General features: G+C 62.6%; 21 protein-coding genes. 13 read left to right on the plus strand and 8 right to left on the minus strand.

Going from position 1 to position 14411, the window contains the following annotated elements:
- The first annotated feature begins 434 nt into the window (after nt 1-434).
- The 3 genes from AX729_RS00675 to AX729_RS00685 all read left to right on the plus strand — a co-directional run bounded on the left by AX729_RS00675 (nt 435) and on the right by AX729_RS00685 (nt 1494).
- On the plus strand, nt 435-671 hold the full coding sequence (locus tag AX729_RS00675; RefSeq protein WP_061019974.1) for a DUF6894 family protein: 237 nt from the start codon (nt 435-437) through the stop codon (nt 669-671).
- A gap of 233 nt (nt 672-904) precedes the next feature.
- A complete protein-coding gene (locus AX729_RS00680) occupies nt 905-1186 on the plus strand; it encodes a hypothetical protein (protein WP_245325001.1) in 282 nt (93 codons plus the stop codon).
- A 71-nt stretch (nt 1187-1257) separates the two neighbouring features.
- Complete coding sequence (locus AX729_RS00685; protein WP_061020013.1) at nt 1258-1494, plus strand: DUF6894 family protein; 237 nt, start codon at nt 1258-1260, stop codon at nt 1492-1494.
- Between the two features lie 22 nt (nt 1495-1516).
- On the opposite strand, the gene AX729_RS00690 is transcribed toward AX729_RS00685, so the two are convergent.
- Nucleotides 1517-2323 carry a transglutaminase-like domain-containing protein gene (locus AX729_RS00690; protein ID WP_061019975.1) on the minus strand — a complete coding sequence of 269 codons (807 nt, stop codon included), beginning with the start codon at nt 2321-2323 and terminating at the stop codon, nt 1517-1519.
- A gap of 219 nt (nt 2324-2542) precedes the next feature.
- Between AX729_RS00690 and AX729_RS39340 the strand changes: the two genes are divergently transcribed.
- From AX729_RS39340 to AX729_RS00700, 3 genes are all read left to right on the plus strand, one after another.
- On the plus strand, nt 2543-2713 hold the full coding sequence (locus tag AX729_RS39340; RefSeq protein WP_156456637.1) for a hypothetical protein: 171 nt from the start codon (nt 2543-2545) through the stop codon (nt 2711-2713).
- Nucleotides 2710-3726, plus strand: a complete 1017-nt coding sequence (locus AX729_RS00695) for a zinc-binding metallopeptidase family protein (protein WP_061019976.1) — start codon at nt 2710-2712, stop codon at nt 3724-3726. Before AX729_RS39340 ends, AX729_RS00695 begins: the two co-directional genes overlap by 4 nt.
- Before the next feature lie 442 nt (nt 3727-4168).
- On the plus strand, nt 4169-4354 hold the full coding sequence (locus AX729_RS00700; protein ID WP_061020014.1) for a hypothetical protein: 186 nt from the start codon (nt 4169-4171) through the stop codon (nt 4352-4354).
- 14 nt (nt 4355-4368) lie between these two features.
- On the opposite strand, the gene AX729_RS00705 is transcribed toward AX729_RS00700, so the two are convergent.
- The 3 genes from AX729_RS00705 to AX729_RS00715 form a co-directional block, all read right to left on the minus strand.
- Nucleotides 4369-4584, minus strand: coding sequence for a hypothetical protein (locus AX729_RS00705; protein ID WP_061019977.1), 216 nt, complete (start codon nt 4582-4584; stop codon nt 4369-4371).
- A gap of 37 nt (nt 4585-4621) precedes the next feature.
- Nucleotides 4622-4885, minus strand: coding sequence for a hypothetical protein (locus tag AX729_RS00710; protein ID WP_061019978.1), 264 nt, complete (start codon nt 4883-4885; stop codon nt 4622-4624).
- A 97-nt stretch (nt 4886-4982) separates the two neighbouring features.
- Nucleotides 4983-5192 (minus strand): cold-shock protein, encoded by a 210-nt coding sequence (locus AX729_RS00715; protein ID WP_061019979.1) that lies wholly within the window; start codon nt 5190-5192, stop codon nt 4983-4985.
- 433 nt (nt 5193-5625) lie between these two features.
- On the opposite strand from AX729_RS00715, the gene rpsU reads away from it, so the two are divergent.
- Complete coding sequence (rpsU, locus tag AX729_RS00720; RefSeq protein ID WP_061020015.1) at nt 5626-5904, plus strand: 30S ribosomal protein S21; 279 nt, start codon at nt 5626-5628, stop codon at nt 5902-5904.
- 126 nt (nt 5905-6030) lie between these two features.
- Here the strand turns inward: rpsU and AX729_RS00725 are convergent, their stop codons facing one another.
- Genes AX729_RS00725 through AX729_RS00735 form a run of 3 tightly spaced genes read right to left on the minus strand, consistent with a single transcriptional unit; the run spans nt 6031 to nt 6924 of the window.
- On the minus strand, nt 6031-6309 hold the full coding sequence (locus tag AX729_RS00725) for a DUF1488 family protein (RefSeq protein WP_061019980.1): 279 nt from the start codon (nt 6307-6309) through the stop codon (nt 6031-6033).
- 59 nt (nt 6310-6368) lie between these two features.
- Nucleotides 6369-6665: a hypothetical protein gene (locus AX729_RS00730; protein ID WP_061019981.1), complete on the minus strand. Its 297-nt coding sequence runs from the start codon at nt 6663-6665 to the stop codon at nt 6369-6371.
- Nucleotides 6658-6924, minus strand: a complete 267-nt coding sequence (locus AX729_RS00735; protein ID WP_061019982.1) for a hypothetical protein — start codon at nt 6922-6924, stop codon at nt 6658-6660. The genes AX729_RS00730 and AX729_RS00735 overlap by 8 nt, the downstream gene beginning before the upstream one ends.
- Nucleotides 6925-7273: 349 nt before the next feature.
- Between AX729_RS00735 and AX729_RS38240 the strand changes: the two genes are divergently transcribed.
- The 3 genes from AX729_RS38240 to AX729_RS00750 all read left to right on the plus strand — a co-directional run bounded on the left by AX729_RS38240 (nt 7274) and on the right by AX729_RS00750 (nt 8815).
- Nucleotides 7274-7624: a hypothetical protein gene (locus AX729_RS38240; RefSeq protein ID WP_156456638.1), complete on the plus strand. Its 351-nt coding sequence runs from the start codon at nt 7274-7276 to the stop codon at nt 7622-7624.
- A gap of 206 nt (nt 7625-7830) precedes the next feature.
- Nucleotides 7831-8280 (plus strand): hypothetical protein, encoded by a 450-nt coding sequence (locus AX729_RS00745; RefSeq protein WP_245325004.1) that lies wholly within the window; start codon nt 7831-7833, stop codon nt 8278-8280.
- Between the two features lie 241 nt (nt 8281-8521).
- On the plus strand, nt 8522-8815 hold the full coding sequence (locus AX729_RS00750; RefSeq protein ID WP_061019983.1) for a hypothetical protein: 294 nt from the start codon (nt 8522-8524) through the stop codon (nt 8813-8815).
- 112 nt (nt 8816-8927) lie between these two features.
- On the opposite strand, the gene AX729_RS00755 is transcribed toward AX729_RS00750, so the two are convergent.
- Entirely contained in the window at nt 8928-9881 is a 954-nt protein-coding gene (locus AX729_RS00755) for a LysR family transcriptional regulator (RefSeq protein WP_061019984.1), read from the minus strand.
- Between the two features lie 97 nt (nt 9882-9978).
- Between AX729_RS00755 and AX729_RS00760 the strand changes: the two genes are divergently transcribed.
- From AX729_RS00760 to AX729_RS00770, 3 genes are all read left to right on the plus strand, one after another.
- Nucleotides 9979-11160, plus strand: a complete 1182-nt coding sequence (locus tag AX729_RS00760; protein WP_061019985.1) for an MFS transporter — start codon at nt 9979-9981, stop codon at nt 11158-11160.
- Nucleotides 11161-11290: 130 nt separating this feature from the next.
- Nucleotides 11291-12850 carry an amidase family protein gene (locus AX729_RS00765; protein ID WP_061019986.1) on the plus strand — a complete coding sequence of 520 codons (1560 nt, stop codon included), beginning with the start codon at nt 11291-11293 and terminating at the stop codon, nt 12848-12850.
- 255 nt (nt 12851-13105) lie between these two features.
- Complete coding sequence (locus tag AX729_RS00770; protein ID WP_061019987.1) at nt 13106-14407, plus strand: O-acetylhomoserine aminocarboxypropyltransferase/cysteine synthase family protein; 1302 nt, start codon at nt 13106-13108, stop codon at nt 14405-14407.
- Nucleotides 14408-14411: the final 4 nt, after the last annotated feature.

The raw sequence follows: 14411 nt of genomic DNA on the forward strand, positions 1-14411 counted from the left end.
CGTCACTCACGCGTCGTTAATGTCATTGAACCAGCGCGACCCAAGTACGAATCAATCTTGAATCGAGGGTTCAGGATTGGAGGGCCCCCGAAAGGTCTTTGTGGCGGCATGAGAGGGCCGCAAAGCGCAAGTTGGACCATCCCAGTTGATCTCCCTCCGCCACTCGTACGCCACCCGCTGTCTTGAACGATTGCCGGCCCGGCAAGCCGGATCGGCCGTGGTGACTGGACACGACAAAAGGACGTGGACCTTCACTGCTCAGGCTGCGGAACGCACGGCCAGCTCGCCCTGGCCGGGTTGCAATGTCCGAGTAATTCCTAGCAACCAGGGGATGGCTGGCGTATTGTCATGCCATCACCGGCCGCGGCTTGTCCTGTGGGCGTCGGTGGCTGAGAGACCGAGAGCGCTCCCGCCTGCCTGGAACGGAGTGCTTCATGGAACGCTATTTCTTTGACATCCAAAGTGGTCGCGATTTCTTTGCGGATGAGGAAGGACTTCGCTTGCCCGATCAAAAAGCCGCCGAAGTCGAAGCGATGCAAACGCTGACCGGGATCGCCAAGGAGTCCGTCTTCAAAACCGAACGTCCCGATCTGGCGGTGGAAGTGCGCTCGGGAACTGAACGGCTGTTCTGCGTATCGATCATCTATCGGAACGCGAGCACCAGACATTGAGACCCCCTTCGGCCACTATTGCCACTTCTTTCGGGTTTGAAGACCGATACGAGCGGGCGCTTTGCCTGAGCCGGATCGAGCGGGCCGCCGTCGACCGCCGCGCCTGTTCCCCGGAGGAGCTTCGCAGCCTTCCCCGCTGGTTCCTGAATAACAATGCCGGAATTGCCTCACCGGCTCTGCAGCGGTCGAAATAGTCGGTTCGGTGGTCTGGTTAGGTGCCTCCAAGCACCTATATGAGAATCATCACCGCCCGACCCGAGGCATCCATCGGTGATGAGAACGCCTGTCGCGCTCCCGCCCACAAAAGGGAGCAAACCATGCAGGCTCGTTGCGCGTCTCAATCTTCAACATTCGAATACCGCCTCACGCAAGAGGCCATCAATTTGCGCCAGCAGGCCCAGGGAATGCCTGTCTGCGTCCGGCGCGCCGAACTTCTTCAGAAGGCTCGGCAGATCGATGTTGCCCTGGAGGTGAACAAGTGGCTGAGTTCCCCGGGATTGCAGCCGCCAATGTAACGGGAAAGGCCAGGAGATGCCTTCAGGCCTCCGACGCTGGCGTGACTATCTCTCCAACGGGGGCGCTCATGATGATCAGATATTTCTTCGACATCAGAGACGATCGCGAGATCTATCCGGACGAAGAAGGAATAGAGTTCTCCACGCAGCGAGAGGCGGAGATGGAGGCGGCTAACACATTGGCGGGATTGGCTCGCGATCTGGCGGGTCAGGAAGAACGCCCGGACGTTGCGATCGAGGTCCGAACGGAGGCCGGTCGCGTCTTTCAGGCGGCACTGACCTTCGAAGCCAACAAAGCCAAGCAATAGGCGTTCGCCACTGCGACGATCATCAGACGACTTCGTCGGTCCAGACCTTGAAGCTCAGCAGCGTGTTGGGTCCGAACGTCTGGGTGATTGGAACGTCGGCGGCATCGCGGCCTTGCGCGATCAGGACGCGACCGATCCGCGGAACGTTGTTCCGTGGATCGAATGTGTGCCAGCGACCGCCGATATAGGCTTCGAACCATCCGGCGAAATCGCCGGCGGCATATGGAGGCGCCATACCTATGTCACCGAGATAGCCCGTGCAGTAGCGCGCGGGAATGTTCATGCAGCGGCAGAACGCGATAGCCAGATGTGCATAGTCCCGGCAGACGCCTTTGGCTTCGGTAAACACCTCCCATGCGGTCTTGGTGGAGCGGGCGTGCTCGTAGCCGAAGGAGATGTGATTATGAACGAAGTCGCAGATGGCCTCGACCCGCGCCCAACCGGGCGCCGTCCTCTCGAACAGCTTCCACGCCATTTCGGTAAGCCGGTCGGTCTCGACATATCGGCTGCCGAGCAAATACACGATGGTGTCCGGCGGAAGATCCTCCACCGCATGCTGCTGTGCTGATGGCACGATGGGATCGGGCAAACCGCTGTCCCTCACCGTGCCGTCCGCTGTGAGGACCATGCGGCCTGCGGGCGCGACAAGACGGCTACACCAATTCCCGAAGCCGTCGCGATAGGGCGTGATCGGCACAGAGGGATGGGTGATGAGATGGTCGGGCACGATGATGTCGGATGCGCGCGTGAAATGCGTGCCGACGACGGCAATCAGGGGTGTCCGTTGCGGAAAGTCGTAGATCATCTCGAAGCCGACACGGATCTTCATGGACCTGGCTCCAGCGCGACGATTGAGACTGTCGCGAAACACGTCTGCGCATCGTCACCGATGAATGCCGAGAGCGCTCAAGCCCGAACAGTATGTCATCCGAACTCCGATCGCCAGCCGGATACTCGATCCCGTCGCAGATCCGTCTGGCCCCTGACGGGAACCCGTTTCAAACTGTAGGCTTTCTTGAAGATGAAAATGCGATCCGGATCCAAACCCATGTCCGTCCAACCCGCGCAAGACTGGCTGGCACAGCCTGTTTCCGAGAAGGCGTCCTACCAGGGAGCGTGCCGCACTGTGAACGACGTCGATGCCGACATTCTGAGGAAACGCGCATTGAAGAGGCAGCGCGCGCTGATCGACGTCCGCAACGGCCGTGAGCGATCATGAGAGATTTCAAATGCCCTCATTGCCGCCAATTGGTGGCTTTCGAGCTCACCGAATGCAACAGGTGCAAGCAGCCGCTGATGTTCGATCCGGAGAGCATGGCGATGGTGGGCGTCGAAAGCGGCCAGGCCTGCGCCAATCGGAACATCATCGCGTGCAACTGGTGCGCCGTTGCGCCAACTTCCTACTGCCTGTCCTGCTCGCTCACACGTGTCATTCCCGCCACCCAAAATCCCCATAACGTGTCGCTTTGGACGCGCGTGGAGGAAGCCAAGCGCAGACTGATCTACGACCTGCGACGGCTCCGCCTGCCCATCGCATTCGCGGGTGGATTTCGGCTGTCGTTCGAGATTCTGTCCGACGAGCACGGGCCGGTCATGACCGGGCACGAATCCGGTCTGATCACGCTCAATCTTGCGGAGGCGGACGACGTGAAACGCGAGATCAGGCGCGTTTCCTTTCGCGAACCCTACCGCACCCTGCTTGGTCATTTCCGGCACGAAATAGGACATTTCTACTGGAATGCCCTGATACACGAGGCAGGGTTCCGAGCACCATTTCGGCTGGTGTTTGGCGACGAGACCGAGAACTACCAGGCTGCGCTTGCCGCCTATTACGCGCGTCAGAATTGGTCTGACGATCCGGCAAGCCACATCAGCATGTACGCGACGTCTCATCCCTGGGAAGATTGGGCCGAGACATTTGCTCACTTCTTGCACATCGTCTCGACCCTGGATTCCATGGCGGGACTTCCGCTGTCGTTGGATGCGCGCGCGCAGCACACGCTGAACGACCCGTATCTGGAGAGCGACTTCGGTGCGCTTCTGGAGTTGTGGACTCCACTCGCGCTGACGATCAACCGCCTCAACCGCTCACTGGGACTTCCCGCTGCGTACCCCTTCGACATTTCGCCCGCAGTCGAGGGCAAGCTGCATCTGGTCCATATGGCGATCACGGCGTTCAGAAATCGGCCGGAAGGACGTGCAAACGCCCAAGACGCAATGCGATCAGGATGATTTGACGGGTTGTGAGCCGGCCGAACTCTTGCGGACGAAGGGGCCGCCCAATCCCGGAGCTGCCGAAAGGCGGCAGGAACCGGGATCCAGCAAACGAGTTGATGACCATGATCCGCATCTCATGTGCGCCTGCTCGATGACGCACCGAGACTTCGCGAAGGATCTGGTGTAGAAACAAAAGCGCGTTCACGCCGGTTTGCTTCTCAGGTCATATCTCGCCCGCGAGTGCTTGCATTCGCTGGCTGGCCGACTGCAGAATGCGACGCTCTTTCTCCTTTGGTGATGTGAGGCAATCGAGCGCCTCGGGGAGAAGAGGGCTTGCCGAACCACTCAAAGCTCCGTCATGCGTCGCCACAGAAGCAAGCCCGGGTTATGAAGCAACGCGTGGGTTGCCATGGCAAACGTCTGAGCCACGACAGATATGCAATTCCTGGAGATCAAAATGATCAAGAACGAAGCGAAGACTGCCCGGCATCTGCGGGAAGCGAACAACGCCTTCAAGGCGGTCAGGACGGAAAAACCGATGACCGACTACGCGAAAGACCAGCAATCCCTGCACGAAAATCGCGAGCGCTTGAAGGCAGCCCGATTGGCGCGCGAAGCCAAGTCGAAAGACGCCGAGGAATAGTCCTCGCGCTCAGCTCAGAGCATTGAGAGCACGACGATTCCATCTTCAAGCTCGCCCGAAGCGAGGCGCGCACGGGCGATATGCTCGAATTCTTTTCGATACTTGTGAAGATAACTGAAGGCCTGCTTGTCGGTCTGAAACGTCGTCCTGAGTCTGCACATCTGTCTCGCTGCGCCAAGCGCGAGCATGAAAGTGATCGTTCCGCCGCCGTCTGCTTTGACTCTGGGCACGATCCACCCTGCTGGTGTGTGACTTGGTTTCACGACGTTACCGCGCGCTGCTGGGTTTGACGGTCGCGCCAGCCTTTTTGCGTTTTTTGGGTGCGGGGGGCGGCAACGATGCGCGAAGCGCCGTCTCGGAAACTTCCCTGGCCTCACGCAGCTCGCGGAGGCGCGCCATGTTCTTCCGCACCTCGACGGCATGCTTTTCCGCGTCCGCCATCGCTCGCGCGCCGTCCTCGGCAGCCAATCGTTTGCGGTTCGATCGCGCTATGCCTTCGGGCGACGGCTCTGCCGATTTCCTGGCGATCATCCCTCAACCCGCATTCGTATAAACAAAACCCGCTCCATCCGAAGATCGAGCGGGCAGCGTGCCGTTTCAGTACATCCGTGAAAACGGCGCCGGCAAATCAAGCCAGCGAAAGGTTTTCGGCGCTTACTTTGCCGCGCATCTTGTCGGTCTTGACCTCGAAGTTGACCTTCTGGCCCTCTGCGAGACCAGCAAGACCAGCCCGTTCGACCGCGCTGATGTGCACGAACACATCATTGCTGCCGTCGTTCGGCTGGATGAATCCGAAGCCCTTTTGGCCGTTGAACCACTTAACAGTACCTGTCGTCATTTTCGTTCTCCAAAGCGCACGAGCGCATGTCGCGTGACGATCACGCGATAGTCTTCAACTTCGTCGATGTCTTTGGAAAAGGAGCCCGCGGGCGCGTTCAACAAGGCACAGCGGCTAATCGAATTCCTTTAATATACATGAGTTTCAGTCTTTTGCAAGGCAACGCCCGAAATTGTTTCGGCGGTCGTTCCTTGCGACGTCGAGAAGCCCCGATGGAGCTGTCCAAATGTGCGGACGGCCTTATCCATTGACAGCGCCGCTGACAGTAGTCACGGTTGCTTCACCGAACTTGATTGCCGCGACGCATGAACCGGCTTTCGTGGCCGGCGGAAGAATGCCGCCGTCACTCTGATCCTCACCATCGCCACGAGACTCCTGCGCAATTGGCTGCATGCAGGACTGCCGCATTTCGCAGCCCAGCGAGGAGTTTCAATTGCAGGTACTTGTTCGCGACAACAACGTCGACCAGGCGCTTCGTGTTCTGAAGAAGAAGATGCAACGCGAGGGCGTCTTCCGCGAAATGAAGCAGCGCCGCTCCTACGAGAAACCTTCGGAACGGAAGACGCGCGAAAAATCCGAGGCCATTCGCCGGGCTCGCAAGCTCGCTCGCAAGCAGGCCATCAGGGAAGGCTTGCTGCCAGCACCTCCGAAAAAGAAGCTGCCGGAACGCAAGCCGCCCTTGCCGGACACCACCAGGGCCGAACGCGCTTAGCGAGAGTGCCGAGCACTTGCCGGCAAGACAATCGACGACAGGACGGACAATCGGCGAGTGCCAGGAGCTGGTCACCTCGCGAACAAACCGCCGGTGCTGCTCTCGCAATCAGGACATGGCGACTTGCTATGTCCTGAAATCGATCCCCCGCAGCACGATCCCCCGTGGATTGCCTTCAAGCTCCGTCGCTCGATATTTGCTGGCCGCGCGCGCCTCGATGCGATCGCGCAGGCGGACGAACTGGGCCTCGCGCTGCTCGGGGCGGACCGGCGGGCCAGACTCGAGCGAGTCCATCGCGGTGGTCGAGATCGCGCAAGGAATTTCCTTGCCGTCGTCCTGCATCGAGAACAGCACGATCATCCGGTCATGTTCGTGGCCAATGTAGCGGCCGCTCGTGAGCGTCATGGTGTCCTCCCTTGCGCGGGCTCCTAGCACGACCGCGCTTCGAGCGTCTTGCTCTGCGCTCAGCCTTCCCCGGAGAGCCGGGCGAAATCATCGAGCAACGCCGCCACCAGCGCGCGGTGCCTCGTATCCTCGGCAGGTAGGCTCGCGGCATAGAGATTGAGCAGGTGCCGCGCCTTGACGGCGGCCTCCGGCCACGAAGCGGCAGGCACCGTCATCATGCGGTGTTCGAGTTCGGTCTCCCGCTCGCGCAACTCCCTGACATGGGCTTCGACGTCGGCCAGCGCACGGCGCAGATCGGTGGCTTTCTGTGCCGCCATCCCGCGATGCTTGTCGAGATCGACCGGCCGGTCAGTCATGGTCGGCGCTCGCATCCGCGGCCTGCGCATTGGCGAGGTCGACCGAGCCGATTGAGAGCATCTCCATGGAATTGCGAACGCCTTCCGCTGGCACCACGATCATCGTCGCGACGCGGCGGTAGGCCGAGAAGGTGAGACCCTCTATCTTTTCTTCGTCGGTGATGACCTCGTAGGCGCCGGCGGGCAGCACTCGCTCGATGCCGCGAATCCGGAAAGGATGCTTGAACGCGACGGTCTCTCGCCGTGAGCGGATGGTCATGCACGCCTGCCTTCTTACAAGAGGGGCCGCAACCGACCGGCAGTGACAACCATGCGCCCATCGGAGGGCAATAGCCAGTATATTCGTCATTGTTGCGCGCCGACGCTGCGGCGCGACCCACGCTCATACGCGGCGTTTTAGCGCTCGCTATTGGCATGCCGCAGGCGTAGGATTGTGGCATCACCGCACTTCTCAACGGCATCGACCGGTGACTGAGGGTCACGTGCGCTCCCGCCGACAGAGTTGCAGGAGCGCTCGATGTCGCGTTGTTGCGCCTCGGAGTGGATCGTCCCGCCGGTGATCGCTCCGCTGTATCTCCTGCTTCTGATGTTTGTCGCGGCCCTATTCAATGGCTAGGCCAAAGCGCGTGCCTTACCTGGTCACGGGAACCAACGAGTATGGCGGCGCCAATCTCGGTCGCGGAAGCGCCGCGGTCGCGCTGCGGCTTGCGCGAAAGCTGCTTCGCGACGGCTATATGGACGTCCGCGTCTGTACGCCGCGCGGGCGCATCCTGCAGTCGGACGAACTGAATGAACTCGAACCTCAACAGGAGATGAACATCGTGGCCAAGGGACAGCAACGCGGCAATCGCGAAACAAAGAAGCCGAAGAAGGAAAAGGCCAAGGTGATCGCGGCACAGCCGAGCCGGAAGGAAGTCGTGTGGCAACCGGATTTCGGGCCGGCAAAGAAGAGTAGATAAAAGGGTCGCAGCTCCCACTTTGATGGCTTGCAAGGCTTGAAGCGAAGATGGCCGGCATTTCGCATCCGGGAGCCTTCGAGCGGCGATCACAGGTTGGCGCAACGCCGCCTGGGGCTGGCGGACGAATCCTCGTGTGCTCCAATTCGTCCTCGAGTCGATAGTCGAATCTCGCTCGTTTCGCCGACGGCTCTCGCCGGAGGCCGGACATGTCGGCGCGACAACGATCGACAACGATGCAGTCTGCGTCTCTTCTCGTATTCAGCCATTCAGAAAAGGCCATACACATGGAGCTTCCCACGCTCTTGCAGGGTGAATCGCGAAGCCGTCTCCTTCAGGGGATCGCCATCGGCGGCGTCGCGACCGTGACGATCGGTTTCATCTGGGGCGGTTGGGTCACGAGCGAGCGCGCCAGAATCATGAGCGTGGCAGCGGAGAGCAGTGGCCGGATGTCCATTCTCGTACCGCTCTGCGTTAGCCAGTTCACAGCCGCAGACGGGGCGATCGCGCGGTTCAAGACGACCAGTGCCTATTCCAAGGAAAACCTCGTCAGCGAGGTCGTGAGGAATGTCGCCTCCACGAGCATGGACTATTCCTTGGCCAGAGCCTGTGCGGGCGCCATCGATCTCGAGCTCGCAAAGACAGACATGAAGAGCTGAGAAAATATGTCAGGCCATGCGGCGAGATTCTTGATGATCGTCGATCCGCGAAGTTCATTTCGGACACAAGCCCGGATCGCGCACGACGTCTGAGCACCGGCGCTTGCCGCGGCGTGCGTTCTGCATCGAACCACATGAATGGCTTTCCGTCGGGGGGCCGCAAGGAAAAGCGGCGGACTTCGCTGACTGCGCGAACCTGCGCACGGCGTCGAGATGCTGCAAATCAAGATCAGGAGTCATCATGAAGCTGAACTCAACCCAGATCGAGCAGATGCTCAACCAGTTCAATGCTCACGTCGTCGCCGACGACAGTCCGGCGATTCCGGGCTTGAACGACGTGTTCGGTGACCACACATTTTTCCTCGACGAGAGGGGGCTGAATGTCCTGGAGCTGATCGAGGTGCCTCGAATGGAGCCGCGGAGCGGCGAGGTGATCAACATCGCGGATTGGAGCGACGGGTCACTCACCAGGTTGCGCGCTCATCAGCCCGAACCAACCGGCATCGTGATTAGCTTGAGGGGGACCGAGCACTGATGCGGGCTTCCGGCCCTCCACTTCGATCCTGGGCTGAAATCGCGGCGATTGCAGACAGGCTGCCATGATCCGCGAGGGCATATCGCAAATCGGCCGACGCACTTGGCCAGCATCATCCCACCAATCTCCACCTTCCATCGCCGGCGCGCTTCAGGACGGGATCGCTTACCCGCACGTGCTCTGCGAGAAAATCGATGAATGCGCGGACGCGCGCCGGGAGTGGCGCGGTGTGGCCGACATAGACGGCGTGGATGTCTTCGCGGTCGCCGGGATTGTAGCCTTGCAGCACCGGGACGAGACGGCCGGATTCGATATCCGGGCCGATGTGGAAGAGGGCGAGGCGGGCAAGGCCGACACCGCCCAGCGCAAGGCGGCGGGCGGCTTCGCCGTCGCTGGCGCGCGCGACGGGCGGTGGCATGGCTTCCTCGGTATGGTCGCCGCGCTTGAACGGCCAGCCGCGGATGCTGCGCGGAAAGGTCCAGCCGATGCCGCGGTGCTCATTGAGATCCGCCGGAATCTTCGGCGAGCCGAAGCGGGCGAGATAATCCGGCGCGCCGACCACGACCATGCGGCTGCCGCCGAGCTTTCTCGCGACGAGGCGTGAGGCGCGCAACGGGCCGACTCGAATGGCGACGTCCGCGCGCTCCTGCATCAGGTCGATCAGCGTATCGGTGAGGACGAGATCCAGCGTGACGTCGGGATGCTGTTCCAGGAAGCGCGGGATCAACGGCATCACGTGCAGCATGCCGAAGGGAATGTTGCAATTGACCGTGAGGCGGCCGCGCGGCGCCGCGCCTGAGGCCGCCTCGCGCTCGGCCTCCTCGATCTCGGCGAGGATGCGAACGGCGCGCTCGTAGAAGGCCTGGCCTTCCTCGGTCAGCGTCAGTTTGCGCGTCGTGCGGTTGACGAGGCGCGCGCCGAGCCGCGCCTCCAGCCGCGACATCAGCTTGCTGACGCCCGATGGCGTCAGGCGCAGCTTTCGAGCGGCCTGGGTGAAGCCGCCGAGATCGACGACGCGGACGAAGACCTCCATCTCGGCAGAGCGGTTGGTGTCGAAACGGGCCATGTGAATTCACGTCACAAATGATTGGATTGCGGACATTCTAATAGTTCTGCGGCAGTGCCGCTATCTGCGTGGCTCGTGCCGTCCATTGGAGCTACGCATGCCTCCCGCCGTCCTCGCGCTCACCGCCGGTGCCTTCGGCATCGGCACCACCGAATTCATCATCATGGGCCTCCTGCTCCAGGTCGCAGCCGACATGCACGTCTCGGTGCCGGTCGCGGGCCTGCTGATATCGGGCTACGCGCTCGGCGTGTTCGTCGGCGCGCCGGTGCTGACGCTGGCGACGCGACGGATGCCGCGGAAGACGGTGCTGCTCGCGTTGATGGCGATCTTCACGCTGGGCAACGCAGCCTGCGCGCTGGCGCCGAGCTACGAATGGCTGATGGCCGCACGCGTGCTGACCTCGCTCGCCCACGGCACGTTCTTCGGTGTCGGCTCGGTCGTGGCCACCGGCCTCGTCGCCGAGGACAAGCGCGCGTCCGCGATCGCAACCATGTTCATCGGCCTCACGGTCGCGACGCTTCTGGGTGTGCCCTTTGGCGCCTGGTTCGGCCTGATGCTCGGCTGGCGCGCGGCGTTCTGGGCCGTGACGGTCATCGGCGTGATTGCGTTCGTGGTGGTGGCTGCGCTCGTGCCCGGACATGTCGGCAATGGCGACAAGCCGATCTCGCTTGCCGAAGAAGTGGCAGTGCTCGGCCGCCCGCAGGTGCTGCTCGGCCTCGCGATGACGGTGTTCGGCTTCGCCGGCCTGTTCGTCGTCTTCACCTATATCCAGCCGATCCTGACGCGTTTCACCGGCTTCTCGGAGACCGCCGTCTCGCCGATCCTGCTCGTGTTCGGCGTCGGGCTCGCGATCGGCAACGTCGCCGGCGGCAAGCTTGCGGACCGCGGCCTCGGACCGGCCCTGACCGGCACGTTGGCCGCGCTTGCGATCGTGCTGCTTGGCCTGGCCGCCGTGCTGTCGATCAAGATCCTGTCCATCGCGCTGATCCTGCTGCTCGGCATCGCCGCCTTCGCAACCGTTGCCCCGCTCCAGCTTCGTGTGCTGGAGGCCGCCGGCCCAAGCGGCCGCACGCTGGCTTCCAGCCTCAACATCGCCGCGTTCAATCTCGGCAACGCTCTCGGCGCCTGGGCCGGCGGCGCTACCATCGATCACGGGCTCGGTCTCTCCGCGCTGCCTCTGGTGGCAGCCGGAATCACGGCGATTGGTCTCGCGCTGGCGCTGTGGAGCCTCCGGCTCGATCGCGCGGCGGCCGCCGTCGCGGCGTGCCCGGCGGAGTAGAGCGAAGGCGTAGAGACTTACTCACGATTGGGCGCATCGGTCCTCACGTCATCGCGCCATGCAGAAACGGATCTGTACAGGGCGGCATGCCGTCCGTAACCTTCGCCGCGCAATTCAAGGAGATGCTGGCGTGGCGAAGAAGACGGCGACCAAGAAGAAGAGTGTTTCGAAGAAGGCGGCTAAGACTTCGAAGGCGGCCCCCGGCCGCAAGAGCGCGGCCCCGAAGCCGGCCAGTAAGGCCGCCCGAGGGAAATCCGCCGCACCGCGTCGCCCGAAAGGACCGGCCTGGCAATGGTCGGCGGTCGAGACCGCGGCTGCGATCCGCTCCGGCGCCATCTCTGCAATCGAGGCGGTCGAAGCGCATCTCGATCGGATGCGCACCGTCAATCCGCGGCTGAACGCCGTCGTCGTCGACCTCTCGGAAGAGGCGTTGAAGGCCGCACATGCGGCCGACAAGCAGCGCGCCAGGGGTGGCGAGCTCGGCCTCCTGCACGGCGTGCCGATCACGATCAAGGAAAACGTCGATTATCAGGGGCGGCCGAACTTCAACGGCGTGCCCGCCAACAAGGGCCTGATTGCCCCCTCGGATGCGCCGGTCGTGCGCAACCTCAAGAAGGCCGGCGCGATCGTCATCGGGCTGACCAACACCCCGGAATTCTCTTTCCGCGGCTTCACCGACAATCCCTTGCACGGGCTGACGCTGAACCCCTGGGATCCTGATATCACCTGCGGCGGCTCCTCGGGCGGTGCGGGCGCGGCAGTCGCGGCGGGCATCGGCACCATCGCCCACGGCAACGACATCGGCGGCTCGCTGCGCTGGCCGGCGCATTGCAACGGCGTCGCCACCATCAAGCCGACGCAGGGGCGTATTCCCGCGTTCAACGAGAGCGCAACGGCGGAGCGGCCGATGCTGGCGCATCTGATGTCGGCGCAAGGGCCGCTCGCGCGCCACGTCGCCGACGTTCGCCTCGCGCTGGAGGCGATGAGCCAACGCGATCCGCGCGACCCCTGGTGGGTGCCGGCACCGCTGGTCGGTCCAAGGCCGAAGGGCCCGATCAAGGTCGCTCTGGCAAAAATCCCCGAGGATATGGACGTCGATCCGTCCGTCTCCGCGGCGCTGCGCATGGCAGCCGATCATCTCGAGCGGTCAGGCTATCGCGTCAGCGAGGTCGAGGTGCCCGACATCAACGGTGTCTGGCAGAGCTGGTGCGACATCATCACCAACGAGACCGTGATGATGCAGGAGGCCGGCATGCTGAAGGTCACGTCCGAGGATTTCCACAAAGCCTGGGGCGGCATGAAGGCCAAGGCGAACGTGCTCGATCTCAAGGCCTGGATGCAGGCGACGGCCGCGCGCAGTGGCCACATCCGTGCCTGGCAATTGTTCTTCGAGGAATATCCGGTCGTGCTGGCACCGACCACGGTGAAGCCGACGCCGGGCCCGCGCGACGACACCGTCAGTCCCGAGCGCGTCCAGGAGATCTTTTGGGGCGAGATCCGCTTCATCTCCGCCATCAACGTGCTGGGCCTGCCCGGCGCTGTGGTGCCGGTCGCGTTGCACGAGGGCAAGCCGATCGGGGTGCAGCTCATTGCCGGGCGCTATCGCGAAGACCTGGCGCTCGATGCAGCGGCCGCGATCGAGAAGCGCGCCGGCGTGCTGAGCCGCCAGCTCTGGGAGATGATGGATTAGGGTGACGATGTCGCCCTCTCCCCGTGTTGCTTTCAGATCGGGGAGAGGGTGGCCCGCCGCGGCGAATCTTCCAACTCGTTAATCCATTTTAACGCGAATGTTCGTCAATTCGCCAACAAGCGTTAGGGTTACTTCCTCGATCTCTATACGAATTATTGTCCGCTTTACCACCCGCCTCTAACAGAGGAACGGCGGACAACGCACATGCCTCATACAGGCCAATAAGTGCGGCCCGCCCCACGCGGAGGTGGCATAATGCGCAACGAGACGATCGCTATTCACGCCGGTTACGAGCCCGAAGCCACCACGCATGCGGTGGCCGTGCCGATCTACCAGACCGCGGCCTACGCCTTCGACAGCGCCGATCACGGAGCCGCCCTGTTCAACCTAGAGGCTGAAGGCTTTCGCTACAGCCGCATCGCCAATCCGACCAGCTCGGTGCTGGAGAAGCGCATCGCCCAGCTCGAAGGCGGCGTCGGCGCGCTCGCGGTCGCGACCGGCCAGGCCGCGCTGCATTTCGCCTTCGTCAACGTCGCCGATCACGGTGGCAACATCGTTTCCGTGCCGCAGCTCTACGGCACCACGCACACGCTGCTCTCGCACATCCTGCCGCGCCAAGGGATCACCGGCCGCTTCGCCGAGAGCGACAAGCCGGATGCGATCGCGAAGCTGATCGACGAGGACACCCGCGCCGTGTTTGCCGAGACCATCGGCAATCCCGCCGGCAATGTCTGCGACATCGAGGCGCTGGCGAAGATCGCGCATGCGCATGGCGTGCCGCTGATCGTCGACAACACCGTGGCAACTCCGATCCTGCTCAAGCCGTTCGACTACGGCGCCGACATTGCCGTGCACTCGCTGACCAAGTTCCTGGGCGGTCACGGCACCACGCTCGGCGGCGCCATCGTCGATTCCGGAAATTTCCCCTGGGCCAAATATGCCGAGCGCTTCCCGGCCTACAACAAGCCGGACGCCTCCTATCACGGCCTCGTCTATGCCGAGCGCTTCGGCCGCACCGCCTATATCGAGCGCGCGCGCAGCGTCTATCAGCGCACGATGGGCTCGGTGCTGTCGCCGTTCAACGCCTTCCTGCTGCTCCAGGGCATCGAGACCGTGGCGCTGCGCATGGAGCGCCATGTCGAGAATGCGCGGAAGGTCGCCGAATTCCTCCGCGGCGATCCGCGGGTCGCGTGGGTCAATTACACCGGCTTTCCGGACAGTCCCTACTATCCGCTGGTGCAGAAGTACCTGAACGGCAACGCCTCCTCGCTCTTCACCTTTGGCATCAAGGGCGGCATGGAGGCCGGCAAGACCTTCTATGATGCGCTGAAGCTGATCACGCGCCTCGTCAATATCGGCGATGCCAAGTCGCTGGCCTGCCATCCGGCTTCGACCACCCACCGGCAGATGTCGGCGGAGCAGCAGCGCATCGCCGGTGTGTTGCCGGAGACCATCCGTTTGTCGATCGGCATCGAGCATGTCTCGGACATCATCGAGGACATCGACCAGGCGCTGGAAAAGGCCTGCCCGATGGCGCGCCTCGAGGCCGCGGAGTAGGCGG

It is taken from the genome of Bradyrhizobium sp. CCH5-F6 (assembly GCF_001556045.1).
GTDB lineage: Bacteria > Pseudomonadota > Alphaproteobacteria > Rhizobiales > Xanthobacteraceae > Bradyrhizobium.

Coding starts and splice junctions, on each gene's coding strand:
- AX729_RS00755 (WP_061019984.1), bottom strand. CDS start 9,881: ATGGCCCGTTTCGACACCAACCGCTCTGCCGAGATGGAGGTCTTCGTC.
- AX729_RS00725 (WP_061019980.1), bottom strand. CDS start 6,309: ATGACGCTCACGAGCGGCCGCTACATTGGCCACGAACATGACCGGATG.
- AX729_RS00770 (WP_061019987.1), top strand. CDS start 13,106: ATGCGCAACGAGACGATCGCTATTCACGCCGGTTACGAGCCCGAAGCC.
- AX729_RS00700 (WP_061020014.1), top strand. CDS start 4,169: ATGATCAAGAACGAAGCGAAGACTGCCCGGCATCTGCGGGAAGCGAAC.
- AX729_RS00675 (WP_061019974.1), top strand. CDS start 435: ATGGAACGCTATTTCTTTGACATCCAAAGTGGTCGCGATTTCTTTGCG.
- AX729_RS00730 (WP_061019981.1), bottom strand. CDS start 6,665: ATGACTGACCGGCCGGTCGATCTCGACAAGCATCGCGGGATGGCGGCA.
- AX729_RS00715 (WP_061019979.1), bottom strand. CDS start 5,192: ATGACGACAGGTACTGTTAAGTGGTTCAACGGCCAAAAGGGCTTCGGA.
- AX729_RS00710 (WP_061019978.1), bottom strand. CDS start 4,885: ATGATCGCCAGGAAATCGGCAGAGCCGTCGCCCGAAGGCATAGCGCGA.
- AX729_RS00685 (WP_061020013.1), top strand. CDS start 1,258: ATGATCAGATATTTCTTCGACATCAGAGACGATCGCGAGATCTATCCG.
- AX729_RS38240 (WP_156456638.1), top strand. CDS start 7,274: ATGGCTAGGCCAAAGCGCGTGCCTTACCTGGTCACGGGAACCAACGAG.
- AX729_RS39340 (WP_156456637.1), top strand. CDS start 2,543: ATGTCCGTCCAACCCGCGCAAGACTGGCTGGCACAGCCTGTTTCCGAG.
- AX729_RS00760 (WP_061019985.1), top strand. CDS start 9,979: ATGCCTCCCGCCGTCCTCGCGCTCACCGCCGGTGCCTTCGGCATCGGC.
- AX729_RS00735 (WP_061019982.1), bottom strand. CDS start 6,924: ATGACCATCCGCTCACGGCGAGAGACCGTCGCGTTCAAGCATCCTTTC.
- AX729_RS00750 (WP_061019983.1), top strand. CDS start 8,522: ATGAAGCTGAACTCAACCCAGATCGAGCAGATGCTCAACCAGTTCAAT.
- AX729_RS00680 (WP_245325001.1), top strand. CDS start 905: ATGAGAATCATCACCGCCCGACCCGAGGCATCCATCGGTGATGAGAAC.
- AX729_RS00695 (WP_061019976.1), top strand. CDS start 2,710: ATGAGAGATTTCAAATGCCCTCATTGCCGCCAATTGGTGGCTTTCGAG.
- AX729_RS00745 (WP_245325004.1), top strand. CDS start 7,831: ATGTCGGCGCGACAACGATCGACAACGATGCAGTCTGCGTCTCTTCTC.
- AX729_RS00690 (WP_061019975.1), bottom strand. CDS start 2,323: ATGAAGATCCGTGTCGGCTTCGAGATGATCTACGACTTTCCGCAACGG.